The sequence below is a fragment of the Promicromonospora sp. NPDC050262 genome, assembly GCF_040655935.1.
Lineage (GTDB): Bacteria > Actinomycetota > Actinomycetes > Actinomycetales > Cellulomonadaceae > Promicromonospora.
This window is the reverse complement of the sequence record NZ_JBFAKX010000016.1, coordinates 1-25476: the sequence shown is the minus strand read 5'-3', so window position 1 is coordinate 25476 and position 25476 is coordinate 1. Positions and strand designations below refer to the sequence as shown.

At 72.4% G+C, this 25476-nt stretch carries 19 protein-coding genes; 11 read left to right on the top strand and 8 right to left on the bottom strand.

Annotated features, from left to right (window positions below):
* Positions 1-96 precede the first annotated feature (96 nt).
* On the top strand, positions 97-570 hold the full coding sequence (locus AB0I29_RS21310; protein ID WP_285106206.1) for a helix-turn-helix domain-containing protein: 474 nt from the start codon (positions 97-99) through the stop codon (positions 568-570).
* 58 nt (positions 571-628) lie between these two features.
* Here AB0I29_RS21310 and AB0I29_RS21305 read toward each other — a convergent pair whose 3' ends face one another.
* Together AB0I29_RS21305 and AB0I29_RS21300 are read right to left on the bottom strand one after the other, a co-directional pair.
* Complete coding sequence (locus AB0I29_RS21305; RefSeq protein WP_357485470.1) at positions 629-1075, bottom strand: SgcJ/EcaC family oxidoreductase; 447 nt, start codon at positions 1073-1075, stop codon at positions 629-631.
* Between the two features lie 123 nt (positions 1076-1198).
* Positions 1199-1906 carry an SDR family oxidoreductase gene (locus AB0I29_RS21300; RefSeq protein ID WP_285106202.1) on the bottom strand — a complete coding sequence of 236 codons (708 nt, stop codon included), beginning with the start codon at positions 1904-1906 and terminating at the stop codon, positions 1199-1201.
* Between the two features lie 76 nt (positions 1907-1982).
* On the opposite strand from AB0I29_RS21300, the gene AB0I29_RS21295 reads away from it, so the two are divergent.
* The gene (locus AB0I29_RS21295) at positions 1983-2597 is read left to right on the top strand and encodes a TetR/AcrR family transcriptional regulator (RefSeq protein WP_285106201.1); all 615 of its coding nucleotides are present in this window, start codon (positions 1983-1985) and stop codon (positions 2595-2597) included.
* A 74-nt stretch (positions 2598-2671) separates the two neighbouring features.
* The gene (locus AB0I29_RS21290; RefSeq protein ID WP_357485462.1) at positions 2672-3403 is read left to right on the top strand and encodes a hypothetical protein; all 732 of its coding nucleotides are present in this window, start codon (positions 2672-2674) and stop codon (positions 3401-3403) included.
* A gap of 6 nt (positions 3404-3409) precedes the next feature.
* Here AB0I29_RS21290 and AB0I29_RS21285 read toward each other — a convergent pair whose 3' ends face one another.
* Complete coding sequence (locus tag AB0I29_RS21285; RefSeq protein WP_357485459.1) at positions 3410-4120, bottom strand: helix-turn-helix domain-containing protein; 711 nt, start codon at positions 4118-4120, stop codon at positions 3410-3412.
* A gap of 64 nt (positions 4121-4184) precedes the next feature.
* Here AB0I29_RS21285 and AB0I29_RS21280 point away from each other — a divergent pair, with 64 nt between their 5' ends.
* Together AB0I29_RS21280 and AB0I29_RS21275 are read left to right on the top strand one after the other, a co-directional pair.
* The gene (locus tag AB0I29_RS21280) at positions 4185-4661 is read left to right on the top strand and encodes an OsmC family protein (protein WP_357485456.1); all 477 of its coding nucleotides are present in this window, start codon (positions 4185-4187) and stop codon (positions 4659-4661) included.
* On the top strand, positions 4658-5086 hold the full coding sequence (locus AB0I29_RS21275; RefSeq protein WP_357485454.1) for an ACT domain-containing protein: 429 nt from the start codon (positions 4658-4660) through the stop codon (positions 5084-5086). Before AB0I29_RS21280 ends, AB0I29_RS21275 begins: the two co-directional genes overlap by 4 nt.
* Before the next feature lie 59 nt (positions 5087-5145).
* Here the strand turns inward: AB0I29_RS21275 and AB0I29_RS21270 are convergent, their stop codons facing one another.
* Positions 5146-5991 (bottom strand): SDR family NAD(P)-dependent oxidoreductase, encoded by an 846-nt coding sequence (locus AB0I29_RS21270; RefSeq protein WP_285106194.1) that lies wholly within the window; start codon positions 5989-5991, stop codon positions 5146-5148.
* A gap of 65 nt (positions 5992-6056) precedes the next feature.
* Between AB0I29_RS21270 and AB0I29_RS21265 the strand changes: the two genes are divergently transcribed.
* The 4 genes from AB0I29_RS21265 to AB0I29_RS21250 all read left to right on the top strand — a co-directional run bounded on the left by AB0I29_RS21265 (position 6057) and on the right by AB0I29_RS21250 (position 14648).
* Positions 6057-6668 carry a TetR family transcriptional regulator gene (locus AB0I29_RS21265; RefSeq protein WP_285106192.1) on the top strand — a complete coding sequence of 204 codons (612 nt, stop codon included), beginning with the start codon at positions 6057-6059 and terminating at the stop codon, positions 6666-6668.
* Positions 6669-6913: 245 nt separating this feature from the next.
* The gene (locus AB0I29_RS21260) at positions 6914-13270 is read left to right on the top strand and encodes an RHS repeat-associated core domain-containing protein (RefSeq protein ID WP_357485450.1); all 6357 of its coding nucleotides are present in this window, start codon (positions 6914-6916) and stop codon (positions 13268-13270) included.
* A complete protein-coding gene (locus tag AB0I29_RS21255) occupies positions 13270-13638 on the top strand; it encodes a hypothetical protein (RefSeq protein WP_357485447.1) in 369 nt (122 codons plus the stop codon). Before AB0I29_RS21260 ends, AB0I29_RS21255 begins: the two co-directional genes overlap by 1 nt.
* A 71-nt stretch (positions 13639-13709) precedes the next feature.
* Entirely contained in the window at positions 13710-14648 is a 939-nt protein-coding gene (locus AB0I29_RS21250) for a GGDEF domain-containing protein (protein ID WP_357485444.1), read from the top strand.
* Here the strand turns inward: AB0I29_RS21250 and AB0I29_RS21245 are convergent.
* Positions 14569-15039: a hypothetical protein gene (locus AB0I29_RS21245; protein WP_285106184.1), complete on the bottom strand. Its 471-nt coding sequence runs from the start codon at positions 15037-15039 to the stop codon at positions 14569-14571. The genes AB0I29_RS21250 and AB0I29_RS21245 overlap by 80 nt on opposite strands.
* Positions 15040-15111: 72 nt before the next feature.
* Between AB0I29_RS21245 and AB0I29_RS21240 the strand changes: the two genes are divergently transcribed.
* On the top strand, positions 15112-15927 hold the full coding sequence (locus AB0I29_RS21240) for a TIGR03619 family F420-dependent LLM class oxidoreductase (protein ID WP_357485441.1): 816 nt from the start codon (positions 15112-15114) through the stop codon (positions 15925-15927).
* 18 nt (positions 15928-15945) lie between these two features.
* Here the strand turns inward: AB0I29_RS21240 and AB0I29_RS21235 are convergent, their stop codons facing one another.
* From AB0I29_RS21235 to AB0I29_RS21225, 3 genes are all read right to left on the bottom strand, one after another.
* Positions 15946-17175, bottom strand: a complete 1230-nt coding sequence (locus AB0I29_RS21235) for an amidohydrolase (protein ID WP_357485715.1) — start codon at positions 17173-17175, stop codon at positions 15946-15948.
* Positions 17176-17434: 259 nt separating this feature from the next.
* Positions 17435-22126, bottom strand: a complete 4692-nt coding sequence (locus AB0I29_RS21230) for a S8 family serine peptidase (protein WP_357485438.1) — start codon at positions 22124-22126, stop codon at positions 17435-17437.
* A 180-nt stretch (positions 22127-22306) separates the two neighbouring features.
* Positions 22307-23308 carry a helix-turn-helix transcriptional regulator gene (locus tag AB0I29_RS21225; RefSeq protein WP_285106179.1) on the bottom strand — a complete coding sequence of 334 codons (1002 nt, stop codon included), beginning with the start codon at positions 23306-23308 and terminating at the stop codon, positions 22307-22309.
* A gap of 191 nt (positions 23309-23499) precedes the next feature.
* On the opposite strand from AB0I29_RS21225, the gene nhaA reads away from it, so the two are divergent.
* Positions 23500-25386 carry a Na+/H+ antiporter NhaA gene (nhaA, locus tag AB0I29_RS21220; protein WP_357485434.1) on the top strand — a complete coding sequence of 629 codons (1887 nt, stop codon included), beginning with the start codon at positions 23500-23502 and terminating at the stop codon, positions 25384-25386.
* Positions 25387-25476: the final 90 nt, after the last annotated feature.

Genomic DNA, 25476 nt, shown 5'->3' with positions numbered 1-25476 from the left:
CCAGTTCGCGGTGCGGGTAGTTGGTCAGTTGCCAACGGATAGCACTAACGAATCGAAAGTACACCACATTCCGAGTGTGCGCGGTACCCTGGGGCCGTGAGCATCACCGACCTGGAACCCGCCGACCTGCCGGGCGACGGCCCGAGCGGGCCGCCGCAGGAGCTGGTGACCGACGTCTTCGCGCGCGGTTGCACCTCCCGGGCGGCCTTCGAGGTGGTCACGTCCAAGTGGGCCTCGCTCGCGCTGCTCGCGCTGGGGGAGGGCAGCTACCGGTTCAACGCGCTGCGCCGCCGCGTCGAGGGGGTCAGCGAGAAGATGCTGTCCCAGACGCTGCAGGCCCTGGAGCGGGACGGCATGGTCACGCGTGACGTCGTGACCACCATCCCGCCCCGCGTGGAGTACGGCCTGACGCCGCTGGGGGAGCAGGTCGCGCAGCGCCTGCGCGCGCTCGCCGACCTGCTGGAGGCCACGGCGGCGGCGTCGGCCCGGGAGGCGGCCGGGGGCGCCGGCCCGGACGAGGATGCCGACGGCGACGGCGACGGCGTGCGGGAAGCCGGCCGCAGCCGCTGAGCCGGCGAGCGCGGCCGGTGCCGCGCGACAGGTCCTGCGCGGCTGCTGCTGCGCCCCGCTACTGCACGCGCGAGACGTGGTAGTGGCTGATGAGCCAGCTTCCCTCCTCGCGGACCGCGACGACGGTGAGAAAGACGTTCACCGGTCCGCCGGGGCGGTGGAAGGCGACCGCGGCGTAGCCGAGGGCTGCGTGGTCGCCCAGGGCGCTGGTGCGGATCAGGGTGTAGTCCGCGGTGAGACCCGCGGGCTGCTTGCCGTAGTACGCCGAGACGGCGTCCCGCCCGAAGGAGGGTTCGGGGTCGAAGCCCTGGAACAGGGCGTCCTCGGTGAACTGGGCGGCGATGTGCGCCAGGTCGCGACGGCGGATCCCGTCGGACCACCGGTCGAGCAGCGCGGAGATCACCGCGGTGGCGTCGCCGAAAGCCGTGTCGCCGGGAGCCGTGTCGCCGGGCTGGATCGCGTCGCGCTCGTTCGTGTCGTGCTCGCTGGTGTCGTGCTGAACCATGATTCCTTCTCCTCGTCCCGGTCCGGGGGCCGGTGCGCTGCGTGGCCGTGATGTCCGGCCGGGGGTGTCGGCCGGGCTGCCCGGCCGAGCGCGGGGCGGCCCGGGTGGGCCGCCCCGGGCGGGTCAGTGGCCCGCGATCTGCCCGCCGTCGACGTGCAGGAACTCGCCCGTGACGAAGGGTGACTGCTCCAGGTAGAGGACGCCGCGGGCGACGTCGTCCACCTCGCCGATGCGCCCCAGCGGGTGCAGGCCGGCGAGCGTCTCGTGGGTCTCCTCGGGGTGGAGCGGGGTCTTGATGACGCCGGGGGAGACGGCGTTGAAGCGGATGCCCTCGGCCGCGTACTCGATGGCTAGGGCGCGGGTGGCCGAGGCGATCCCGCCCTTGGTCACGGAGGCGAGCGCGGACGGGAACACCGACAGCGCGCTCTCGACGAGGGTCGTGGTGATGCTCACCACGTGGCCGCCGCCGGCCGCCTGCATGAGGGGGATCGCCCGCTGCGTGAGGTGGAAGAAGCCGGCGACGTTGATGCCGACCATGGTCTCGAGGTCCGCGGCGGTGTACTCGGTGAACCGCTTGGCGATGAACACGCCCGCGTTGTTCACGACCGTGTCGACGCGGCCGAAGCGCTCGACGGCGGTCTTGATGATCCGGTCCGCGGTCGCGGGGTCGGAGATGTCTCCGCTGACGACGGCGAGGTCGTCGGCCTCGTCCCGGTCGATGGAGCGCGAGTTGGCGACGACGGCGTACCCGAGCTGGCGGTACGCGTCGACCAGGCCGGCGCCGATGCCCTGGGACGCTCCGGTGATGACGGCAACCTTGCGAGTGCTCATGGTCTTCTTTCCTTTGTAGACGGTCGGTCAACTACTGGGGTTCCCATTTATAGTTGACCGGTCGTATGCTGTCAACATGCCGAGAAGCTCAGATGGTCGTGAACGCCTGATCGAAGCGGGCGTGGAACTGTTCTCCCAGCGTCCCTACGGTTCGATCGGCGTCGCGGAGCTGTGTGCGCGCGCCGGCGTGAACAAGGGGTCGTTCTACTACTTCTTCCCGTCCAAGGAGGCGCTTGCGCTGGCCGTGATCGACCGGCACTGGTCGTGGCAGAAGGGCGTGTGGACCGGAATCCTCGACGGCCCCGGCACCATGCTCGAGCGGCTGCGCGGGCTGTTCGACGCCACCGCGCAGATGCAGGTCGACGCCTTGACGGGTACCGGCTGGGTCGCGGGCTGCCTGTTCGGCAACCTCGCCCTGGAGGTCAGCTCCCAGAACGAGCCGGTGCGGCTGCGCCTGCAGGAGATCTTCGACGAGCAGATCGAGATGATCTCGGCCCGGCTCGCCGCGGCCGTCGAGTCCGGGGACGTCCAGCCCCTGGCCGACGGCGTCGACGGGGCCGCCAAGGCGATCGTCGCCCAGCTCGAGGGGCTCGTGCTCTTCGCCAAGGTGTTCAACGACCCGTCGCAGCTCGACGCGCTTTGGCGGAACAGCCTGGCGCTCCTGGGCCTGACGGCACCGGCCGCCGCCTGACCGCAGCTCGCCCGACCGCCACTCGCCCGACCGTCTGCCGCCCGGCGTCGGGGCGTGTGCACTACGCTGCGCGCGTGACAGATCAGGACATGACGGGCGCGGCCGCGGGCGGCGCCGCGCCGGTCCTCTCGCCCGACGCGCACCGGCTGGACCTCGGGCGGCTCGGCGCGATCACCCTCGTGGTCGGCATCCTGCTGACCGGCCCGCTCGGCTGGGCGTGCGGCTACGCCGTCGTGACCGACCCCGACCCCGCCGCCAAGTGGATCGCCGGGTTCTTCGGCCTGCTGTTCGGCGGCCTGTGCGTGCTGTTCATCGCCTCGTTCTGGCGGGTCACCCGGCCGCGCGGCATCGTGGTCGACGTCGCGGGCATCTGGTTCTGGCACGGCACGTCCTGGGACCTGGTCCGGTGGACCCAGGCGGAGCGCATCGGGCTGGCCTTCGAGCTGCCGCCGGAGCTGCCCACGATCGGCGGGCCCGTCGACCACCTGAAGGCCAAGGTGAGCGGCTGGGTCAAGGGCAAGGTCTTCGGGGCCCTGCGCGTGACCGACAAGCGGGGCATCGCGCTGGAGATCGTGCCGATGCGGGAGGAGGAGCCGGCCGGGATGCCGCGGCTGCGGCGCTACCGCGCCAAGGGCTCCGTCGGTGGTTCGACCCCGGCGCCGTGGCGTGTCCCGCTGCCCGCCGGCTACCACTCCTTCGAGCACCTGGTCGCCGCCGGCGAGCGGTTCGGCGGGCACACCTGGGAGGGCTGGTTCCGCCGGCAGTGGACCGGCGGCGCGGGTCGCGGGCCGCGCGCGACGGACTGACCCGGCCTACCTGACCCGCGCGCGTCCCGGCTCCACCAGGTCGAGGCCCCACGTCTCCCGGACCAGCAACCGTCCCGAGTCGGTCACGTCCAGGCCCCGTCCGGACCGGTGCCGGGTCACCCAGCCGGCGTCGAGGAACCGCGTACCGACGGCGGAGCCGAGCGCCCCGGCCAGGTGCGGCCGGCGCTCGGTCCAGTCCAGGCAGGCCCGGGTGGTGGGGCGCCGGGCGGTGACGGCGCCGTCGACGTCCACCCCGAGCTCGCGCAGCCCGACGGCGCCCACGTCGGTCAGGGCGAGCTCGTCGCGCCCGGCGAGCCAGCCGGACCGCACCCAGGCGTCCGTCAGGCCGGTGCCGAGGCGTCCGGCGAGATGGTCGTAGCAGAACCGCGCGGCGGCCAGGTACTCGGCCCGACGGCTGCGGCGGTACCCCGAGACGGGCGCGGCGTCGGCCAGCACGCCGAGGGACTCCAGCGCGGCCGCGACGTCCTGGCCCGCGAGGGCGTAGTAGCGGTGCCGACCCTGCGTCCGGGCGGTCACGAGCCCGGCGTCGACCAGAACGGTCAGGTGCTCCGAGGCGGTCGAGGCGCTCACGCCGGCCGCCGTCGCCAGCTCGCCCGCCGGACGACTGGTCCCGTCCAGGAGCAGGTTGAGGAACACGGAGCGCGCCGGCGTGGACAGCGCCCGGCCCACCACGGTGAAGTCTCGGTCCCGGGCCATCGCCCGACGGTATGGCGCGGACGTTTCGGCGTCCACCGAAGGGTTTCCGACCTACGGTCCCGGCATGAGCCAGCCACCCAGCACGCCGTCCCACCCCTACGCCACCCGCCTGCACTGGGCCGGTTCCACCGGCGGCGGCATCCGCTCCTACTCGCGCGACCACGTCGCGACCGCCGCACCCGCCACCCCCGTGGTCGAGCTGAGCGCCGACTCCGCCCTCCGCGGGGACCCCGACCGGCTCAACCCCGAGCAGCTCGTGGTGATGGCGGCGTCGTCGTGCCAGATGCTCTCCTTCCTCGGGGCCGCCGCCCGCGCCGGGGTGGACGTGCTCGCCTACGACGACGATGCCTCCAGCCACCTGGACCTGACCGCCGCGCCCCAGCGCCTCGGGACGATCCGCCTGACCGTGACCGTCCGCGTGGCCGGCGGGACCGACGACGCGCTGGTGCGGGACCTGGCCGAACAGGCGCACCACGCCTGCTACGTGGCCGCCTCGCTGGCGGTCCCCGTCGAGGTCAGCCTAGCGGTGACGGTCGGATGAAGGGTCACCTGCGGGACCTGGAGGTCCGCCTGCCCGACCGCCCCGGGGCGCTCGCGGACCTGGGCGAGGCCCTCGGTGCGGCGGGCGTCAGCCTGGAGGGCGGCGGCGTCTTCACGATGGGCGACGTCGCGGTCGCCCACTACCTGGTGCACGACGGCGCCCGCGCGCTCCGGGCGGTCACGGCGGCGGGGCTCGGCCCGGCGGTGGTGCGCGACGTCGTCCTCGCCCGGCTGGACCAGGAGACTCCCGGCCAGCTCGGCACCCTCGCCCGGCGCCTGGGCGACGCCGGGGTCGACGTGCGGGTCCAGTACAGCGACCACGTGGGCAACCTGGTGCTGCTGGTCGCCGACGACGACGTCGCGGCCTGCCGGGAGACCGTCAGGAGCTGGGGGCGGCGCCGTCCGGCCGTCGGCCGCGAGAGGTGACCGCGGGATGCGACTGCGGCGCCGCCAGGACCTGGCCCGACGGCCCGGCGAAACACGCCTCAGCGGACGGGTACGCCCACCAGCTCCGCCGAGCGGTCCCAGAGCCGGCGGGCCAGGTCCGCGTCGAGCGCCTGGGGGTGGGTGCGGCGGGCCACCCGGCCGCGCTCGTAGTACGCGCCCGACTGCCAGTCGACGCCGGGCTCGGTCTGCGCGAACCGGACGAGCTGTGCGGCGCCGCGCTCGGGCGTGGCCAGGACCAGCTTGCCGATCCGGCTCCGGTACAGGGGCCGCATGAAGCTGGTGCTCTCGGCCGCGAAGTTCGTCGCGACGCCGCCCGGGTGGAAGGCGACCGACGACAGGCCTCGCCCGTGGAACCGCCGGTGCAGCTCGGTGGTGAACAGGATGTTCTCGAGCTTGGCCGTGCCGTAGGCGAGGTGTGGCGTGAAGTCCCGGTCGTGGTCCAGGTCGTCCAGCTCGAGGTGGCCGAACAGCCGCGCGCCCGCGCTCGACGTCTGGATGACGGTCGCGCGGCTCGCCAGCAGCTTGTCGAGCAGCAGGTTCGTCAGCAGGAAGGGCGCCAGGTGGTTGACCTGGAGCGTCCGCTCGAAACCGTCCTCGGTCTTGGTCCGGTCACCCAGGATGCCGCCCGCGTTGTTGGCCAGGACGTCGATCCGGGGGTAGGTCTCGTCGAGCGTCGCGGCCAGCCGGTGGACGTCGGCGAGCCGGGCGAAGTCGGCCACGAGGTGGTCCGCGCCCAGCGGGCGGGCGACCAGCTCGGTCTTGTCCGGCGAACGCCCGACGACGACGACCTGGTGTCCGGCGCCGGAGAGCGCGCGGGCGGCCGCCGCGCCGATCCCGTCGCTGGCGCCGGTGATCACGATGGTCTTGCGAGCGGGGTTGTCCATGTGACACAGCATGCGTTGACTGGCACAGTGTGTCAACCACGGCGCATCGTGTAACCTCGACGCTCATGAACGAGGCGCGCACCGGTCTACGAGAACGCACGCGGCGAGCGATCCAACGGGACATCGCCGAGACCTCGGAACGGCTCTTCGTCGAGCGCGGCTACGACGCCACGACCATGGCGCACATCGCCGAGGCCGTCGGCATGTCCCGGCGCACGCTCTACCGGTACTTCGCGACGCGCGAGGAGATCGTCCTCGGCAAGCTCGATCTCGTGGCCGAGGACCTGCTGGCGACGCTGCGCTCGCGGCCCGCCGGCGAGCCGTTGTGGGTCTCCATGCGGCACTCGTTCGACCTGCTCATCGCCTACTTCGACGAGCCGCGCAAGGTCGAGTTCGCCGAGCCCATGCAGCGCGTCATCTTCGGCACGCCGGACCTCCTCGCGCGCTACCTGGAGAAGCTCGAACGGGTGCAGGGCGCGGCCGAGCAGGTCGTGCGCGAGCGCGCCGCGGCGGCGGGCCGGGCGTGGGCGGACGACGACCCCACGCCGCGCGCCGTCGTCGCCGCCGCGCTGGGCTGCCTCCTTGCGGCACAGCACGCCTGGCTCGCCGGAGGTGCGACGAAGTCGTTCGCGGACCTGGTGGACCAGGCCATGGGGGCCGTCGAGCCGCGGGCCTGAGCGTCCGAGGTCCGGGGGGCGCCGGGCGCCCGAGGGTTCGCGGACGAATATCTGGCGCATTTCTCGCGGGTGAAGAACGCGCTGACCAGCGTGTTTCATGTCGACTGAATGCATACGTACACGAAAAGCCGGATAAAACCAGTTGAAGGAAGCGTTCAGCGTGCTCACACTCGTTGTCGGGTGACCGTCCAGGGGCGGCTCCGTCGACGAACTGCTCAGGAAACACACCAACACGGGGGTTGGCGATGTCCGAGGCACGTGCGCACCACCTTGTCAGCACCTGGTTGCTCCGACGCTGGCTGGCGCTGGCAGTAGCCGTCGGCTTCTCGGCGTCGTTGCTGATCGCGGTGGCACCGCTGGAACAGGCCGAGGCGGCGTCCGTGCCGCAGGCCGCCACGCCGGGGCAGGGCCCGGCGGACCGGGCGATGCCGGACGGTGTGCGGCGGTCGACCGCCTACGCCGAGGACGAGCGGCCGCCGGTGGTGCCGGAGGCCGTGCGGGCCGGGGGCGAGCCGGCCGAGGTGACGGCGACGGCGTGGCGAGCGCTGACGGCCCCCACCGCCACGAGCGCTCGCCCGAGCGCCGCCGCCGGAGGCTTCACCGGGATCGACCTGCGCCCGGGCTTCGTGCTCGGTGACACCTCGCTGGTCCTGTACTTCGACGGCGGCGAGGTCGATCCCGACTGGACCGCCGCCGTGGTGCGGCTGTACGAGGGGGACGAACAGACCGAGCAGGAGTCGGTGCGGCTGAGCCGCGCGGAGCTGGAGGGCCCGCGGTTCTGCGGCGGGGCCGAGTTCTGCCGCAGCTTCGGCGCCCAGGACGGCTGGGAGCTCGACGAGGACAAGAACTACTTCGTCACGGTCGCGGCGGTGCTGCCGGGCGGCGACGAGGTGGTCTCGGAGCCGTCGGGCGACTCCCGGCCGCGCGCGACGATCCTGCCGCCGGCGATCCCCGACGACCAGGCGGCAGGCTGCGGGTGCGGGAACGCGCTGGCCCCCACCGCCGTCGGGCAGGCGAAGCGCGGCGTGGGCGTCAACACGGGCACCGGCGCGTTCGTGCGGGTCGAGCGCGACCTGCAGATGGCCTCGTTCGGCATCCCGTTCGCCAGCGCCCGCACCTACTCCTCGGCGAACAACCGCCAGGGGCCGTTCGGCGTGGGCTGGGCCTGGTCGTACGACATGCGCGTCACCGAGACGGACGACGGCGTCATCGTGCGCGCCGAGGACGGCGCCGAGGCGCTCTACACCCCGGACGGCGACGGGTACACGCGCCCGCCGGGCGTGCGCTCGAACCTCCGCAAGGACGGCGACGGCTGGGCGCTGGTCACCCCCGGGCAGGTGCGGTACCGGTTCGACGCCGCGGGCCGGCTCGCGGCCGTGCTCAGCCCACGCGAGGACGGCGTGCGCCTGGCCTACGTCGAGGTCGACGACAAGGGCCACGACAAGGGCCACGACAAGGGCCACGACGTGGACCGTGACGAGGTCAGGATCACCGACGCGTCGGGGCGCACCGCCGTCGCGCACCTGGCCGACGGGCTGATCGAGAAGGTGGTGCTGCCGGACCGGCGCCAGGTGCGCTTCGAGTACGCCGACGGCCTGCTGGCGAAGGTGAAGGACGCCCGCGGGAACGTCTGGGAGTACCGGTACGACGCCGAGGGGCGCCTGGCCGAGGTGGTCGACCCGCACGACGTGGTCGCGGTGCAGAACGAGTACGCCACCGGCGGGCGCGTCGTCGCCCAGCGCGACGGGGTGGGCGCCGAGATGACGTTCGCGTGGGACGCGGACAAGCAGGAGGCGCGCAGCACCGACGCCGACGACGTCTCCGTCTACGACGGCTACCGCGGCAACGTGCTGCTCTACAGCCAGCGCAGCACCGGCGACGCCGACAACCACCGGTACAACGCGCGGCTGGACCGCAACCTCGTGGTCAACGGCAACCAGTACCAGCACGTGGTCCGCTTCGACGCGCAGGGCAACCCCACGCAGGCCGTGGCGCCGCAGGGCTTCGACGAGAAGACGAGGTACGACGACCGGAACAACCCGATCGAGTTCACCGACGCGAACGGGAACGTCTGGAAGAACACGTACAACGCGTTCGACGAGCTGGTGCGCAGCGTCGACGCCGAGGGCAACGACATCACGCACGAGTACGACGACCGCGGCCTGCGCACTTCCACGACGGACCAGCGGGACAAGGTCACGCGCTACGAGTACCTGCCGGACGGCGAGGAGAACGCGGGGCTGCTGTCCGCCGTCGTCTCGCCGGAGGGGCGCCGCAGCGAGCTCTTCTACGACAGGACCGGGCGCCAGGTGGCGCAGACCGACCCGCGCGGCACCGCGGACCCGCGCGACCGCCGGCGCTACACCACCGAGACGCACTACGACGAGCAGGACCGCGTGGTCGAGGTCGAGGAGCCGGGCAAGACCCACGGCTGGCGGTCGGTGTTCGACGACGTGGGCCGGCTCGCCCGCGAGATCTCGCCCGAGGGCGTGGTCAGCAGGTACCACTACCTCGACAACGGCCTCCAGTCGAAGGTCGAGGCGGGCGGCCGGGTGCTCGTGTTCGGGTACACGGCGGCCGGCCGGCGCAAGTCCGAGGGCGTGCGGATGCGGGGCGACGACCTGACGACGTCGTACACGTACGACGCGAAGGGCCTGGTCAAGACCGTGACCTCGCCGCGCGGCAACGTGCCCGGCGCCGACCGGGCGGACTTCACCACGGAGTACTTCTACGACGCCAACGACAACCCGGTCCGGATGCGCATGCCGTACCCGGGCGGCGAGCACGTGGACCGCGACATCAAGGTCGACGCCCTGGACCGGACGACGGCGTCGATCAACGAGCTGAACAAGACGTCCAGCTTCGAGCGGAGCAACACCGGCCAGGTCAGCTCCGTGACGGACACCAAGGGCCGCACCACCACGATGGGGTACGACAAGAACGGCCGGCAGACGACGCGCACCGACGCCGGCGACAAGACGACGCGCACCGAGTACGACGCGGCGGGCAACAAGATCAAGGAGATCTCGCCGACCGGCGGTGTCACGACGTACGCGTACACCGACGACGGGCTGCTCGCGTCGGTGACGGAGCCGCGCGGCAACGTCGAGGGCGCCGACAAGGCGCGCTTCACCACCCGCTACGAGTACGACCTGGCGGGCAACCGGGTGCGCGAGATCGACCCGCTCGGCAACACGACGTCGACCACCTACGACGCGAACAGCCGCCCGACCGAGGTGACGGACGCGCGCGGCGGGACCACCTACGTGGCCTACCGCGACGACGACCAGGTGAGCCACGTGCGCCAGCCGGACGCGCCGAGGCTGCCGCTGTTCTCGCAGGCCTTCGCGACGGTGCTCGCGTACGACGACGACGGCCGCGTGGTCGGCGTGCGCGACCCGCAGGGCGGGCGCACGCAGGTCACCTACGACGACGCCGGCCGCCCGACGGCCACCACCGACCCGCTGGGCCGGACCACGCACGTGGGGTACGACGCCGAGTCGAACGCCGTCTCGAGCATCACGACGGACCGGCGCGAGGACCTGGACGACCTGAGCGATGCCGAGCGGGCCGAGCGCACGATCACCTCGGTGTACGACCTGCGCAGCCGGCTGACCAGCCAGCAGGTGGGTTCGGGCGGGCCCGCGTACACGTACGGGTACGACGCGAAGGACCGGACGACGTCGTACGGCGACCCGCTGGGTGTGCGCACCGTGACGTACGACGACGAGGACCAGATCACCAAGGTGGTCCGGGAGGAGGCGAACCAGGCCACCGAGACCTTCACCTACGGGTACGACCAGCGCGGCAACATCACCGACCGCACCTACCCCGACGGCACGACGATCACCTCGACGTACGACGACGACTCGCGGCTCGCCTCCACGACGGCGGCCGGCGGTTCGGTGGGCGCGAACAGCGCGCGCTGGGAGTACGCGTACGACGTCGCCGGACGCCGGACGGCGACGACGCTGCCGGCGACCACGGGCCTGACCGAGGAACGGGCGTACGACGACGCAGGTCGGCTCACCTCGATCGGCACCGAGCGCACCGGGGACCCGGTGGACGGCGTGCAGGACCCGGTGTCCGCGTTCGACCTGACGCTCGACGAGGTGGGCAACCCGACGAAGGTCATGACCACGCGCGGCGGCGTCACCGAGGGGGTCGCGTACGCGTACGACGACGCGAACCGTGTGACGGACGCCTGCTACGCGGCGCACGAGTGCGGACCGAGGAGCAAGGCCGCCGGCCGGATCTCGTACGAGTACGACCTGCTGGGCAACCGGACCGAGCAGAAGCGGACCGGCACGGCCGGCGACGACCTGACGCGGTACACCTACGACCACGCGAGCCAGCTGCTGCGGGAGGTCACGTTCGGCACCAAGGACGGCCGGCCGGACGTCGAGCGCAAGGAGTACGGCTACGACCTGCTGGGCAACCAGACACGCGCGGGCGACGACCGCCTCGAGTACAACCTGGACAGCACGCTGGCCCGGGCGACCGTGGGCGGGGTGCGGACGAACTACACCTACGACGCGACGCGGATGCGCCTGGACGCGATCACGGGTGTCGGCGCGGGCGCGAAGACCCGGCACTGGTCGTGGGACATCAACGGGTCGCTGGAGAACATCGCCGTCGACACCCTGACGGACGTGAACGGCGTGGTGCAGGGCCGGCAGGCCTTCGCCTACGGGCCCACGGACGAACCGCTCGCGCTGCTGGAGACGCAGGGCGGGGCGCACGTCTACACGCACGACTGGCTGGGCGGTGTGGCGAACATGCTCTCGGCCGACGGTCAGGTCGAGGAGGGGTACGACTACGACCCGTTCGGCAACCCGCGGCAGGGGGCGACGCTCGCCGGGGCGGTTGCCGAGGCGGCGGGGGGTGCTGCCGGCGAGGACGCCTCAGGCGACACGGACTCTGGTGACGGAGCCTCGGCCGACGGCGCGACGCTGACCGGCGTCGGACCGCTGGCGGACGCCCAGCCCGGCGACACGATCAAGAACCCGATGCGGTTCGCGGGCGCGTACCTCGACCCGACGACGGGCGAGGGCAACTACGCGATGCGGGCGCGGAACTACGACCCGGGCACGGGGCGGTTCTCGTCGATGGACCCGGCGGGCGCGCAGCCGATCGGATCCTCGCCGTACGCGTACGCGGGCAACAACCCGATGGTGTTCACGGACCCGACGGGCGAGCGGGAGATCGAGGGTCCGACGGGCGGCGGCACCACCGAGAGCCCCACCGGCGCGGACACCACGTCCAACCCGAACGATCCCGGCGCGGAGGTCGAGGGCCCGAGCGCCGAGGACGTGGCCAAGGCGCAGCAGCTCCAGGGCAAGTCGATGCTCGACGTCATCCTGGAGGCCGGCGGGCAGATCCTCATGGAGTTCCTGGGGATCAACGACCTGATGAGCTGCCTGAACGGCGACCTGGGTGCGTGCGTGATGCTCGTCGTCGGTGCGCTGCCCTGGGGCAAGATCTTCAAGGCGGCGAAGATCGGCGAGGCCATCTACAAGGCCGGCAAGGCCGTGCTGACCTTCTCCAGCGAGCTGAAGTGGGCGCAGAAGATCCTCTCCGGCGCCAAGAAGGCGAAACAGGCCGCTGAAGCCGCAAAGGCGGCGGCCGCGAAGGCAGCCCGGGAGGCTGCGGCGAAGGCGGCCAAGGCGAAGGCCGCGGCGGACGCGAAGGTCAAACAGCTCGCGGCCCAGGCGAAGGCCAAGGCACGCGCTGACGCTGCGAAGAAGAAGGCTGACACCACCGGCAAGGGTGACACAGGAAAGGTCAACGAACCGGCGCCGAGCTGTCCGGTCAACAGTTTCCTGCCAGGCACTCTCGTCCTGCTAGCGAATGGTGCCCGAAAGCCGATTGAGAACGTCGAGCCAGGCGACGAGGTTCTGGCTGCCGGTGAGACGACCAGCGACCTGGCGGGCGGTCGTCTCGTCACCGCGCACATCACAGGCACTGGTGAAAAGAACCTGGTCACGCTCACGGTTGTGGACGCTGCCGGCGACAAACAGAAGATCGTGGCTACCGACGGGCACCCGTTCTGGAGCCCGGAGAAGCGGATGTGGGTCGAGGCGATCGATCTCCGGTCCGGCCAGTGGCTCAAGACCAGCGCCGGTACGTGGGTCCAGGTGGTGCACGTCGACATCGGGCGCGAGCACGCGACGGTGCACAACCTCACCGTGGACCAGGACCACACCTTCTACGTGTCCTCGGGCGTCGATGACGCTGCGGTACTGGTTCACAACAGTCTTGAGAACCCCTTCCTGCAGAACCTCGTGAATGCGATGTCGCACGGTGTCGGCAGTGCGGATGCCATCGGTGATGGAACGGCTCTGGCCGCAGCCAACCACCAGGTTCTTACCGGGCAGCTGGTGAACAATACGGATCACGTGCTCAGCACCGCCCCGTACCGGGCCAGACTGGTGAGCATGCTGGCGGGAACCGCGACTCACAAGCCGAAGGGCGGCAGGAGGCAGGCCATCGTGCTCAGTCCCCGTGATCGTGAGATCGCGGAAGGAATGGTCCAGGCGATCGACGATGCACACGCGGGCAGGTACAAGGGTTCATGGGGCGACTACGGGGTGGGGTGCTGATGGAGACCAGTGAGCTCTTCGCACGCGAGCTGGCGAGCACGTTCGCATCCTTCCGAGATCAGCTGGAGGGCTATCTCGACGACGGCAATGATGGATTTGCGTACGTGTTCCTGGCTGTCGAGGTCACTCCCGAGTTGCTGGCCGCCTACAACGCGAGTGAGGCGGGCGAGTTCGTCGAGCTCGATTGGCGTGCGCTGCTCGCGTTTCTGGATGGCTGGTTCATACGTGGCGACCCGGATGTCGACAACGTGATCAAGGCATCGTTCCTCCTCCAGCTTCCGGGACCAGAGCAGCAGGGTAGCGGGATCGTCGAGGAACTACCCGAAGGTCTGCGACTGGGCTTGGAGAGCGTGCGCGGCGGTCGCTGATACCGATACTGCTGGTCAACTCGTCGAGCAGAGGTCGGATGGCTTGTCGATGAGATGTTGTTCAGGGCCGAATGTGCCGGTCGGTTGCGGGGGTGGTGGTGTTGTGCGCGACACACTGCTCCATGAGCTGTTGGCACCCGACCCAGGTGCGCGAACTTCGTGATCGCTCGCTTGTCGTCGCTCTCTCATTCGCGATTCTCATTGCTTTCACATGGCTGCGACTGCGAACAGCGAAGCAGCGTGCGGCTGATGCAGAGCGGAAGGCGGCCGAGGCTGACAGACAGTCCGCAAAGGTCGCAGGTGAGCTCCGCATCGTGCGCCGACAGCTTGGGGAACACATGCGGCGGCTGCGGGAGACGGAGCGCCGGCTGCTGCTGGCCGAGCATGACGGGCTTACCCAGGTATGGGCGCGCGGGGCATGGGCGCGGCGTGTCGAGCACGCCCTGGATGATGGCGTTCCGATCGTTCCCGCTGTTGTCCTGATCGCGGATCTTGATTCCTTCAAGTCGATCAACGACACATATGGGCATGAGGTGGGTGACCGTGTGCTGCGGGCCGTCGCGGAGCGGCTGCAGCGTCATTTTGCGCCTGACGATCTGATCGGCCGCTGGGGTGGAGACGAGTTCGTCCTGGCACTGCAGGAGGTTCCGGAGGCAGAGGGTATGGAAAGGCTTCGAGAAGAGATCGGGAGACCGATCGGAGCACGCGGTGTTGCGTTGAGCGTCGCGGTGTCTCTCGGAATGGCAGCGGTGGAGCCGGGGGCGACACTCGATGCCCTGATGCGGGCTGCTGATACCGCGCTCTATCAGGCCAAACGCCGGGCACATGGCTGGACCGGTATAGAGACCAGGCTTGCAGTGCGCAGGTGGACGTCACTTTCAACTCGTCGCGGCGATTCGAGGGTGCGATCAGACCGAGGCGTCCCGCGAGCTATGCCACCTCGACGTGCTTGCGGGCTGTCTCCACGAAACGAAAGATGCTTGCCTTGGCTGCGTCGCGGGCATCGCTGAGCTCCTCGGCCGGGAGGTCGGCCGTGAGGAGGTCGATGTCGTCCATCGCCTGCTGGCCCAGTTCGATCAGCTCCTTGGACTCCGTCACGAGCTGGACCCGGAAGAGCGCTTCGAGCGCGTTCGTGCGCATCCGGTAGCTCTCGTACCTGAGCGCTTCGGGGTCCCCGGCGCGCTCCCTGTGCTCGGCGAACCAGCGGTCGATCTGCGCGCGGCGCAGGTTGACCAGCGCGCCGCCGAACGTCGTGTACGCGCTCACCCGCTCCTGCCGGAGGCGTTCGCCGCGTTCGAAGCGCTCCGCGTCGGCGCGGTTGCGGCGCTGGAAGTAGTGGGTCGCGAGCGAGCCGAGCAGGGTTCCGAGGACGGCGACGACGCTGGTCACGATGATCTCCACGGCCCGAAGCAAACCATGCGGGCGCGCGGTGGGGAAGGGAATGGGAGCGGGTCTGGGCGGGTTCGGTCAGGCATGGAGCTGCAGGTGGTGCTGCCCGACGAGTCCCCGGCGATGCCGGTACGGACCCTGGTCGACCTGGCGCGGACGGCGGAGGACCTCGGGTACACGACGGCGTGGCTGCCCGACCACGTGCTGCCGCCCGGGCAGTACGGGGCGACGTTCGGCGGCGTGTACGAGCCGCTCGTGACGATCGGGCACCTCACCGCGGTCACCGAGCGCCTGCGGTTCGGCACGTCGGTGCTGGTGGTGCCGCTGCGCGACCCGTTCGTGCTCGCCAAGCAGGTCGCGACCCTGCACCAGCTCTCCGGCGGCCGGGTGGTCCTGGGCGTCGGGGTGGGCTGGAACGTCCCCGAGTTCGACGCCGTGGGCGCCGACCACGCCCGTCGCGGCGCCGTCACCGACGACGCCCTGGCCCTGCTCCGGCACCTGTTCGCGGGCGGACCGGCGCCGTACCGGGGCCGGCGCTTCTCCTACGAGCAGGGCGTGTTCGAGCCGGTGCCCGACAGGCCCGTGCCGATCATGGTCGGCGGGAACAGCGACGCCGCGCTGCGCCGCGCGGCCCGCTACGGCGACGTCTGGCAGGGTCTGCCCGCGAGCCCGGCCGCGTTCGCCGAGCGAGCCGCGGTGCTCGCCGACCTGGCGGGCGACCGCGCCGTCGCGCCCGCCCTCCGGATCGGCTGGGACGGGCGGACGCCGGTCGCGCAGGTCGCCGACGCCGTCGTCGCCTACCGCGAGGCCGGGGCCGCCCAGCTTGCCGTGCACTTCGGGGAGCACGAGGGCACCGCGGAGCGGATGACGGCGCTGGTCGAGGCCCTGGCCGCCCGCTGAGGGCCCGCTGGCTGACGGCTACGCGCCGAGCGGCGTCTCCAGCCGGTCCAGTGCCGCGACGACCAGCGCCGTCACGCCCGTCTCCAGGGTGGGGTGCGGCACGGGCGCGAACCGGGGGGAGTGGTTGGACGGGATGTCCCGGGCCGTCGTGCCCGCCTGCTCCGCCGCGAGGAACGCGGCCGGGTCCCAGCCGCCGAGCAGCCAGTAGACCAGGGGGACGCCGACGGCGGTGGCGAGCACGCTGACGTCCTCGCTGCCGGACACCGCGCCCGGGTCGATGACCCGCTCGGCGCCGAACCGGGCGGCCAGGGCCGCGCGTGTGCGCTCGGTCTCGGCCGGGTCGTTGAACAACGGCGGGAACGACTCGCCGGGCGTGATCCGCGGCGGCTGCGGCGCCCCCGCGGCGGCGGCTTCCGCGTGCACGATGCGGTCGATCGCGCCCAGCACGCGTGTCCGCACGGCCTCGTCGAAGGACCGGATGTTCACGCCGAGGTTGGCCTCGTCGGGGATGATGTTCTCCTTGGTGCCCGCCTGGAGCCGGCCCACCGTGACGACGGCGGCGTCGCCGGCCGCGACCTCGCGCGAGACGATCGTCTGCAGCTTCAGCACCGTGGAGGCCGCCATCACGACCGGGTCGACCGTGGCCTCCGGCCGTGACCCGTGGCCGCCCCGGCCGATCAGGCGGATGTCCAGGATGTCGGTGCCCGCGAACGCCGGCCCGGCGTGCAGCCCGAGCAGGCCCGCCGCGACCGGCGCGACGTGCTGCCCCAGCACGATGTCGGGGCGCGGCACGAGGTCGTACAGGCCGTCGTCGACCATGGCGCGGGCGCCCGTGCCGAGCTCCTCCGCCGGCTGGAAGACGACCACCAGCGTGCCCGACCACGCGGACCGGCCCTGCGCCAGCACGTCGGCGGCGCCGAGCAGGGCGGTGACGTGCACGTCGTGCCCGCACGCGTGCATGACGCCCGACTCGACGCCGTCGGCCGTCGTGGTGCGGACGGTGCTGGCGTAGGGCAGCCCGGTGTCCTCCGTGACGGGCAGGGCGTCCATGTCGGCGCGCAGCAGCACGCACGGCCCGTCGCCGTTGGTCAGCACCCCGGCGACGCCGGTCCCGCCGACGCCGGAGTGCACCACGTACCCGGCCGCCGCGAGCCGCTCCGCGACCAGGGCCGCCGTCCGGGTCTCCTCGTACGACAGCTCCGGGTGCTCGTGCAGGTCCACGTAGATCTCGCGCAGGTCCGGCAGCATCCCGGCGAGAGGAGCGAGCACCGTGTCGACGTCGGGGGCCGTGCCCCGCACCGCAGGAGGAGTCGTCATGCGCTCACCCTGCCACCGCCGCCCGCACGGAGCGCGGCGAGCGGGCCAGGGGCAGGTGGTCCGTGGAAGAGCGGATGGTCGGCACAACGCCAGGTGGTCGGCAGCCCGAGCTGCCGACCACCTGACGTCCTACCGACCACCGGGGCGGTCAGCGGCGGCGCGCCCCAGCGCGCCGCACCTCAGCAGTGCCTCAGCGCCGCTTCACCTCCAGGTCCGCCGTCGTCTCGGAGCCCGCGAGCTCGTCGGTCCCGGCGTACTCCGCCGTGATCGTGTAGTCGCCGGCCCGCAGGAGCGGCGGCACCAGCACGTCGGCCTTCCCGTCGCGCAGCCTCACCGTCCGCTCGTACGGGTGCCGGTCGTCCTCGCGGCCCACGGTGACGGTCACGCGGCCCGACGGCGTGACGTCGTCGGCGGACACGGTGACCTTGACCAGGAACGGCTCCAGCGGGCGGACCGAGGCCGGGGCCTTGATCTGCGTCGTGGTCGCCGCGGGCAGCAGGTCGGCGGGCACCAGCGCGCTGACGGCGCTGCGGTGCACGCCGCCCTCGTCGGTGCCGGCGTAGACCCAGGCGCCGTCGGGGCTCACGGTCAGGGACCGCACCGACATCGCCGTCAGGTCGTGCGACGCCGACGCCCACGTGGCGCCGCCGTCCGCCGAGACGAGCACCCCGGCGCCGTTGGCCGCGAGGCCGTACGGGCGCCAGCGGGCCGCACCCGCGACCAGCAGCTCGGTGCCGGCGGCCGGGCCGTCCGGCACCTCGACGGCCACGAACGTGCCCACCGCGGCGGACGTGTTCGGCACCTCGGCGTCGGCGAAGGTCCTGCCGCCGTCGGTGCTGACCCGGATGCCCGGCGTCTCGCCGACCACCACGTGGTCGGTGTCGGCAGGGTCGACCCACACGGACCGCACCTCGTCCTGCGTCAGCCGCGTGATCGTCCTGCCGAGGTCGTCCGACCGGTACAGGCCGGACGTCGTCGCCAGCCAGAGCCGGCGCTCGTTCGTCGGGTCGACGACGATCTGCTGGACGTACACCTCGTGGGCGTAGCTGGTCCAGGTCTCGAACCCGTCGGTCGAGACCATGAGGCCGGTGTCCACGAGCGAGGTGTAGCCCACGGCCACCGTGTCCTCGGCGTGCGGGGAGACGGCCAGCGCCGTCGGGCTGAAGCCGCCCGTCGGGCCTACCTGCGCGAGGTCGGCGTCGGACTCGCCGGCGCCCGCGGTGAGGATGCGCCCGCCGCCGAACGCGTTGGTGCCCACGGCCCAGACGTCGTGGTCGCCCAGCGGCGACTGGGCCACCTCGGAGACCTGGCGGCCGATGACGCCCTCGTGGCCGATCGAGCCCCAGTCCTGCGCGTCGGGGCCGAGGTCGGCCAGCGACTGCTGGTGCAGGCCCTCGAAGTCGACGGCGCGCAGCACGGGCTCGCCGTCGGCGTCGACGCCGGCGTGCACACCGGAGACGTCGGAGCCGGAGACGCCGGCCTTGGTCCACTCCTCGCCGTCGTCGGTCGTGTAGATCCCGGCGTTCTCCATCGACATGACGATCTGGGCGTCGGGGGTCCCGGGCCAGTGGTCGACGTCGGTGGCGAGCGGCCCGCGCACGGGCAGCGGGTGGGTCTGCCACGTCCTGCCGAGGTCGTCGCTGGTGCTGTACGACGACAGGCCCGACGCGTACACGGTGCCGTTCGTCAGGGTGGTGACCGTGACGTAGGACTGCTCGGTGTCGGCGCCCTCCGTCCAGGTGGCCCCGCCGTCCGCCGAGGTCAGCGAGACGCCGTCCCCGCGGACCAGGACCGCGGTGGACCCGTCGGCCACGACGCCCTGCGGGCGGTCGGCGTAGTCGGTGGTCACGTACGGCCGGGTGACCTCGCGGCCGCCGGACAGCACGTCGGCGATCCGGTAGACACCGTCGTAGGTGGCGATGAGCAGGTCGTCGTCCGCGAACGCGGCGCCGTACACGAGCCCGTCCCACTCCGGGGCGACGCGGCTCCAGCGCTGCCCGCCGTCCCTGCTCAGGTAGAGGCCGGCGTTGGTGACCGCGGCCAGCGCGTCACCGTGGGCGACGAGCTCGCTGATCGCGACGTCGGGGAAGGGCAGCACCGTCCAGGTGGCCCCGGCGTCGGGCGTGTGCACGATGCGGCCGGAGTAGCTGGGGTCGAGCGTGACCTTGCCGGCGGCGCCGTTGAGGGCCACGTAGAACCCGCCGGGCGTGGCCGTGTCGGCCACGGGGATGCCCCAGCCGTCGGCGACGGGCATGCTGCGCACCCGCTGCCAGGTCCGGCCGTAGTCGGTGGTGACGAACGGGTGCACGCCGGACCCGGCCATCGCCAGGCCGGTCCCCGGGGTGGTGGGGGAGGTGGCGAGCTCGCGGGCCGCGCCGGAGAGACCGACCTGCTCCCACTCGCCCGGCTGGTCGGCGCCCTCGGACTGCACGCCGCCGGTACCGGTCAGGGTGCGGCCGGTCACGGTCGCGCGGGCGTCGAGCCGGTAGGTGCCGGGCTCGTCGAGCGGCACGGTGCCGCGGAACCAGCCGGGGCTGGTGCTGACGGCGGTGAGCGCGGCGGTGTACTTCTCGCCGGACGGGGCGGTCGCCGTCGCGGTGGGCGTCGCCTCGGGCGTCATCGGTGCGTAGACGAAGACCTCGGTGCTCCCGGTCGCCAGGGTCGGCGAGGACTGCACCTGCAGCGGGCGCACGTAGGCCGCGTACGGGATGCGCACGGTGGTGCCGTCCGAGACGGCGCCGACCACGACGCCGGAGGTCTCGGTGTCACCTGCGTCCGGGCTGGTGGTGTCCGGAGTGACCGTGAGGTCGACCGAGGCGCTGCGGCCGGCCGGGATCTTGACCTGGCGCGCGGAGAGCTCGGCCTTGCCGGTGCTCGTCGCGGCGGGCTTCGCCGACAACTTGACCGTCACGGCCTTGGTACCCGAGTTGCGCAGCACGACGGTGCTGGTCCGGGCGGGCTTGCCGCCCATGTCGGCCAGCCCCAGGGAGACGGCGTCGGGGGCTGCCGTGACCTTCTGGTCGACGGCGGCGGCGACGTCGAGCTTGCCGGCGCCCTGGGCGGACGGCGACACGTCGGCGTCGTCGGACTCCAGCGGCTGCGCGCTGCCGATGAGGGTTGCGCGGAGCTGCTCGGCGGTCTGCTCGGGACGGGCCTGGGCCAGCAGGGCGGCCGCCCCGGCGACGTGCGGCGCGGCCATCGAGGTGCCGGACATCCGGTACTGGTCGCCGTCCACCCCGAACATGGCCGGGATGTCGGACATGATCTCGAAGCCGGGCGCCACGATCTCGGGCTTGAGCGTCATGGCGTCGCTCGGGCCGCGGGAGCTGAAGTCGGTGATCGTGTCGGTGCGGTCGACCGAGCCGATGGTGCCCGAGACGGTGCCGGCCGCGACCTCGGCCTTGAAGGTCTGGTACTGCGCCGAGGCGATGTTCATCATCACCAGGGACTCGCGCCGCAGGTCGAAGCCGCCGCCGGCCAGGATGTTCGCGGACCCCTGGGGACCCGCGCCGCCGTCGCCCGCCGGGTCGGTCGGGCTGGGCGTGTAGAGCAGGGCGCCCACGGCGCCGTGCTCCTCGGCGAGCTGGGCCTGCAGCAGGTGCGGGCCCTGCACCTGGCCCAGGGAGGTCGTGGTCATGCTCTGCATGACGACGATCGCGCCGCGCACGTCGCCGGCCTGCTCGTAGTCCTCCTCGTCGAAGCCGTCGCCGACGTCGACCAGGCGGCCCGTGATGCCCTCGGCCGGCGGGTTGGCCGACATCGGGAAGCGGGTCACGTCCAGCGGGCGGGGCGCGTCGCCCGCGTGGGCGCCGTCGAGGGTGAGCGTCGGGTCGGCGACGCCGGTCACCTGCGCGCCGACGGCGATGACGCCCTCGGCGGCGGCCGGCGAGCTGACGGTCTGGTCGTAGGGGCCGGAGTTGCCGGCCGCGGCCACGACCACCACGCCCTGCCGCACGGCGGCGGTGGAGGCGCGGCCCAGCGGGTCGGTGCCGTCACCGGGGGTGCCGAGGCTCATGTTCACGACGTCGGCCGGGTGGTCGCCCAGCGGGTTCGTCGCGGCCTCCAGCGCGAGCAGCAGGTCCTCGGTGGTGCCGCCGCCGTTCGCGTCCATGGCCTTCCACGCCGTGAACGTCACGTCGGGCGCCATGCCGGTCAGGTTGTCCCCGCCGGCGCCGACGATGCCGGCCACGTGGGTGCCGTGCATGTGGTCGTCCATCGGGTCGGCGTCGTCGTTGACGAAGTCGTAGCCGTCGACCACGCGGTGGCCGGGGCCGAACCCGCCGCCGAGGTCGGCCAGCGTGTAGTCGATGCCGGTGTCGATGATCGCCACGGTGCGGCCCTCGCCCGTGACGGGCGCGCCGTCCGCGTCGGTGCGCTCCCAGACCTGCGGGGCGCCGGTGGCGGGGATGTTCGCCTCGTCGCCGAGGATGCGCACCGCTGCGCTCTCGGTGACGCGCGCGACGCCCGGGGCGGAGCGCAGCTCGGCCAGGTCCGCGGGGTCGACGGTGGCGACGACGGCGGACAGCAGGCCGGTGACCGACTCGGGCTTGTCGAGCTCGACGCCCTCGCTCTCGGCCCAGGACGTGACGCCCTCCTGTGCCTCCTCGACCTCGTCGACGGCGGCGCGGTAGTCGGCGGCGAAGGCGCTGCGCGCCCGGGCGGCCCCGGCTCCGGTGGCGGTACGTGCGGCGGCGACCGCCTCCTGGCCGACGACGTCGGCGGCCGTGGGGGAGTCGAGCTCGATGATGACGCGCACCGGATCGGCGTCGGGTGCGGCGTCCGGGGCCGCGACGGCGGCTCCGGGTGACAGGACCAGGGAGGCCGAGACGAGGGTGCTCCCCAGGAGGAGACCCCGGCGACGGCCGGAGGGCAGAGGTTGCATGAGGGCTGTCTAGTCCGCGCTACCCTGTGCGAGCAATGGGCGTAATGGCCGTATCTGGCCACTGGCCGGTACCGGCCGCAAGGTTTTACACGGGCGTCACGCGGCAGGGCACTTTTCACCCCGCCCACCGACGTGTCAGACGCTCAGGTCACTCGGGTGACCTGAGCGTCTGACACGTCGTCAGAGCCAGCCCTTGCGGACCGCCTGGACCCCCGCCTGGAAGCGGTTGGCCGCGCCCAGCCGGCGTAGCAGGTCCGCGCTGCGCCGCCGCAGCGTCCGCTCCGAGAGGCCGAGCTCTCGCGCGATCGCCTCGTCCTTGGCCCCGGAGCCGAGCAGCGCGAGCAGCGCCCGGTCGTCCTTGCCCGGCCCGCGGTCCGGGGGAGCGGTGCCCTCCAGGCTGTCGGACGCCGGGATCTCGACCGCGTCGGCCCACACCGCCTCGAAGGCCGCGACCAGCAGGTCCACGAGCGGGCCGCCCTCGACGACGACGGCCGCCGGCCGCAGCGCGTCGAGGTCGGAGCTGACCAGCGCGGTGCGCCGGTCCGCGATCGCCAGCTTGGTGGGCAGCGTCCGCGCGATCCGGGCCTGCTCGCCCACCGACGCCGCGTACCGCAGCTCCGCCCACGCGCCGGGGATGTCCAGCACCTCCGCCGCGTACACGGCCCGCCACTGGACGCCGCGCGCCAGTGCGAGCGGCTCCACGGGGTTCTCGTCCGCGAGCACGTACGGCGGCCGGTCGAAAGCCATGAACTCGCCCGTCACCTCGTGCTCCAGGCGGGTGTACCAGGCGCCGATCAGCGCGGGGTCGTCGATCACGTGCACGCCGGCGCCGGAGCCCGCGGCGTCGGAGGCCTGTTCGAACAGGCCGGCCAGGTCCGGGATCGTCGCCCGGACCCGGTCGAGCTGCGCCGCGGTGCGGTCCGTGAGCGCCCGCAGCGCCACGCGCGGGTCGACCGCCGTGTACTCGCCGTCGCCCCCGCTGGTGCGGTTGATCAGCCCGGCCGCGCGCAGCCGCGCCAGCATCCCGGCCGGGTCGGTGCTCTCCAGCGGCACGTCCTGCGCGACGTCGTCCACCCGGACGGTGCCCTGGGCCAGCACGTACCGGTAGACCAGCCGGGTGTCGTCGTCGATGCCGACCGCCTCGAAGTCGCTGTCGAGGTCGGTCTCGGGATCCAGGGGCATGGGGGTCAGCGTAGGTCAGGCGGGCGGGGCCGGGCTGGTGGGGCGGGCGGGCCGGACGGGGCCGGGTCCGACGTCGTCCGGGCGCGGGTGAAATTACCCGGCGCGCGGCGACGCGCCCACTAATCTGAGCGACAAGAATCACTACTTTTCATGCTGGCCGGCCGTGGTGACCCGCGACAACAGGAGAAAAGATGGCGAACCTGACCATTATCGAGCGGTCACCCGACCCCGAGACGCACGACCCAGGGCCGCGGTGGCCGTCCATCGCCGTGTGGATCCGCTCGCTCGGCCAGAGCCGCCTCGGCGCCCTCCTGCTCCTGGTCGGGACTCTCGCGGCCATCCTCTGGGCGAACATCTCCTACGAGTCGTACACCGAGTTCTGGGAGACGCACCTCAACGTCGGGGTGGGCGACTTCCAGCTCGAGTTCACGCTGCACGCCCTGGTCAACGACGCGCTCATGGCGATCTTCTTCTTCACCGTCGGCCTGGAGGTGCGGCGCGAGTTCGCGATCGGCGAGCTCACGAGCTGGTCGCGCGCCATGGTCCCGGTGGCCGCCGCCGTCGCCGGGCTCGTGGTGCCCGCCGTGCTCTACGTGCTCATCGCGCGGGGCTCCGGCTGGGAGCACGCCTGGGGGGTCGTCATCTCGACGGACACGGCGTTCGTCGTCGGCGCGCTCGCCCTCATCGGGCCACGCGCGCCCGGCCGGCTCAGAGTCTTCCTGCTGGCGCTCGCGGTGGTCGACGACATCGGAGCCCTGAGCATCATCGCGCTCGTCTACACCGAGAACTTCGACCCGCTCCCGCTGGTGATCGCCGCCGTGGGCCTGGCGGGCGTCTACCTCACGCGGTACGTGCCCACCGGCCGCGGGCCCATCTACGCCACGCTCTCGATCATCGTCTGGGCGGCGTTCCTGGCGTCCGGCGTGCACCCCACGCTGGCGGGCGTGGCCATCGCGCTCCTGGTGCCGGTCTACCGGCCCAGCCGGCGCGACGTCGAGCACGCGCTCACCCTGGCACGCACGTTCCGGCAGTCGCCGAACAGCGACTACGCGCGGGCCGCGGCGAACAGCCTGCGCGAGTCGATCTCGATCAACGAGCGGCTCCAGTCGGCCTACGCCCCGTACGTGGCGTACGTGATCCTGCCGCTGTTCGCGCTGGCCAACGCGGGCGTGCAGATCAACGCGGAGATCCTGGCCGCGGCGGCCGGCTCCGCGATCACCTGGGGCATCATCGTGGGCCTCGTGGTCGGCAAGTTCATCGGCGTGCTGGGCACCGGGACGGTCATGCGTGTGTTCCGCCTCGGGGACCTCGGGCCAGGGCTGACGCTGGACCGGCTCGCCGGCGGCGGCGCGCTGTGCGGCATCGGCTTCACGATCTCGCTGTTCATCGTCGACCTCGCGATCGAGGACGCCGCGGTGCAGAACGAGGCACGGGTGGGCGTGCTCACGGCGTCGATGGTCGCGTTCCTGCTCGCCGCCGTGATCTTCAAGACCTCGGACCGCGTGCACCCGTCCAAGGAGGCGGGGGCCACGCTGCTGCGCCCCGTCGACCCGGCCCGGGACCACGTGTTCGGCCCGGCGGACGCGCCGTACACGCTGGTGGAGTACGGCGACTTCCAGTGCGGGTTCTGCTCCAAGGCCTCGGGCGCCATCCAGGAGGTGCACCGCGAGCTCGGCGACCGGCTGCGGTACGTCTGGCGGCACGCGCCGCTGGACCGGTACCACCCGAACGCCGTCGCCGCCGCCGAGGCGGCGGAGGCCGCCGCGCTGCAGGGCAAGTTCTTCGACATGGAGCGCAGCCTGCTGCTGGACCAGGAGAACCAGCTCCCCTCGGACATCGTCCGAAGGGCGGAGGAGCTCGGGCTCGACGTCGACCGGTTCGAGCGGGACCTGACCTCCCCGGAGGTGGCGGGCCGGGTGCGCGACGACGTGCTCGACGCCGAGGCGATGGAAGTCACCGCGGTGCCGACGTTCTTCGTCAACGGCCGCCGGCACACGGGCCCGTACGACGCGCAGTCCCTCATCCACGCCCTGGAGACGACGGCCCCCGCGCCGTCGTCGCCCACGGCTGACGCCTGAGACGTGTCAGACGTACAGGTCACCGGAGTGACCTGTACGTCTGACACGTCGGGCTGACACGTAGGGGGAGCCGGTGAGCCCGAGACCCCG

Bases quoted from the DNA above. Each gene is read 5' to 3' on its own strand.
- AB0I29_RS21260 (WP_357485450.1), top strand. From the start codon at position 6,914: ATGTCCGAGGCACGTGCGCACCACCTTGTCAGCACCTGGTTGCTCCGA.
- AB0I29_RS21265 (WP_285106192.1), top strand. From the start codon at position 6,057: ATGAACGAGGCGCGCACCGGTCTACGAGAACGCACGCGGCGAGCGATC.
- AB0I29_RS21230 (WP_357485438.1), bottom strand. From the start codon at position 22,126: ATGCAACCTCTGCCCTCCGGCCGTCGCCGGGGTCTCCTCCTGGGGAGC.
- AB0I29_RS21235 (WP_357485715.1), bottom strand. From the start codon at position 17,175: ATGCTGCCGGACCTGCGCGAGATCTACGTGGACCTGCACGAGCACCCG.
- AB0I29_RS21285 (WP_357485459.1), bottom strand. From the start codon at position 4,120: ATGGCCCGGGACCGAGACTTCACCGTGGTGGGCCGGGCGCTGTCCACG.
- AB0I29_RS21305 (WP_357485470.1), bottom strand. From the start codon at position 1,075: ATGGTTCAGCACGACACCAGCGAGCACGACACGAACGAGCGCGACGCG.
- AB0I29_RS21280 (WP_357485456.1), top strand. From the start codon at position 4,185: ATGAGCCAGCCACCCAGCACGCCGTCCCACCCCTACGCCACCCGCCTG.
- AB0I29_RS21250 (WP_357485444.1), top strand. From the start codon at position 13,710: ATGTGCCGGTCGGTTGCGGGGGTGGTGGTGTTGTGCGCGACACACTGC.
- AB0I29_RS21240 (WP_357485441.1), top strand. From the start codon at position 15,112: ATGGAGCTGCAGGTGGTGCTGCCCGACGAGTCCCCGGCGATGCCGGTA.
- nhaA (WP_357485434.1), top strand. From the start codon at position 23,500: ATGGCGAACCTGACCATTATCGAGCGGTCACCCGACCCCGAGACGCAC.
- AB0I29_RS21270 (WP_285106194.1), bottom strand. From the start codon at position 5,991: ATGGACAACCCCGCTCGCAAGACCATCGTGATCACCGGCGCCAGCGAC.
- AB0I29_RS21275 (WP_357485454.1), top strand. From the start codon at position 4,658: ATGAAGGGTCACCTGCGGGACCTGGAGGTCCGCCTGCCCGACCGCCCC.
- AB0I29_RS21300 (WP_285106202.1), bottom strand. From the start codon at position 1,906: ATGAGCACTCGCAAGGTTGCCGTCATCACCGGAGCGTCCCAGGGCATC.
- AB0I29_RS21225 (WP_285106179.1), bottom strand. From the start codon at position 23,308: ATGCCCCTGGATCCCGAGACCGACCTCGACAGCGACTTCGAGGCGGTC.
- AB0I29_RS21255 (WP_357485447.1), top strand. From the start codon at position 13,270: ATGGAGACCAGTGAGCTCTTCGCACGCGAGCTGGCGAGCACGTTCGCA.
- AB0I29_RS21295 (WP_285106201.1), top strand. From the start codon at position 1,983: ATGCCGAGAAGCTCAGATGGTCGTGAACGCCTGATCGAAGCGGGCGTG.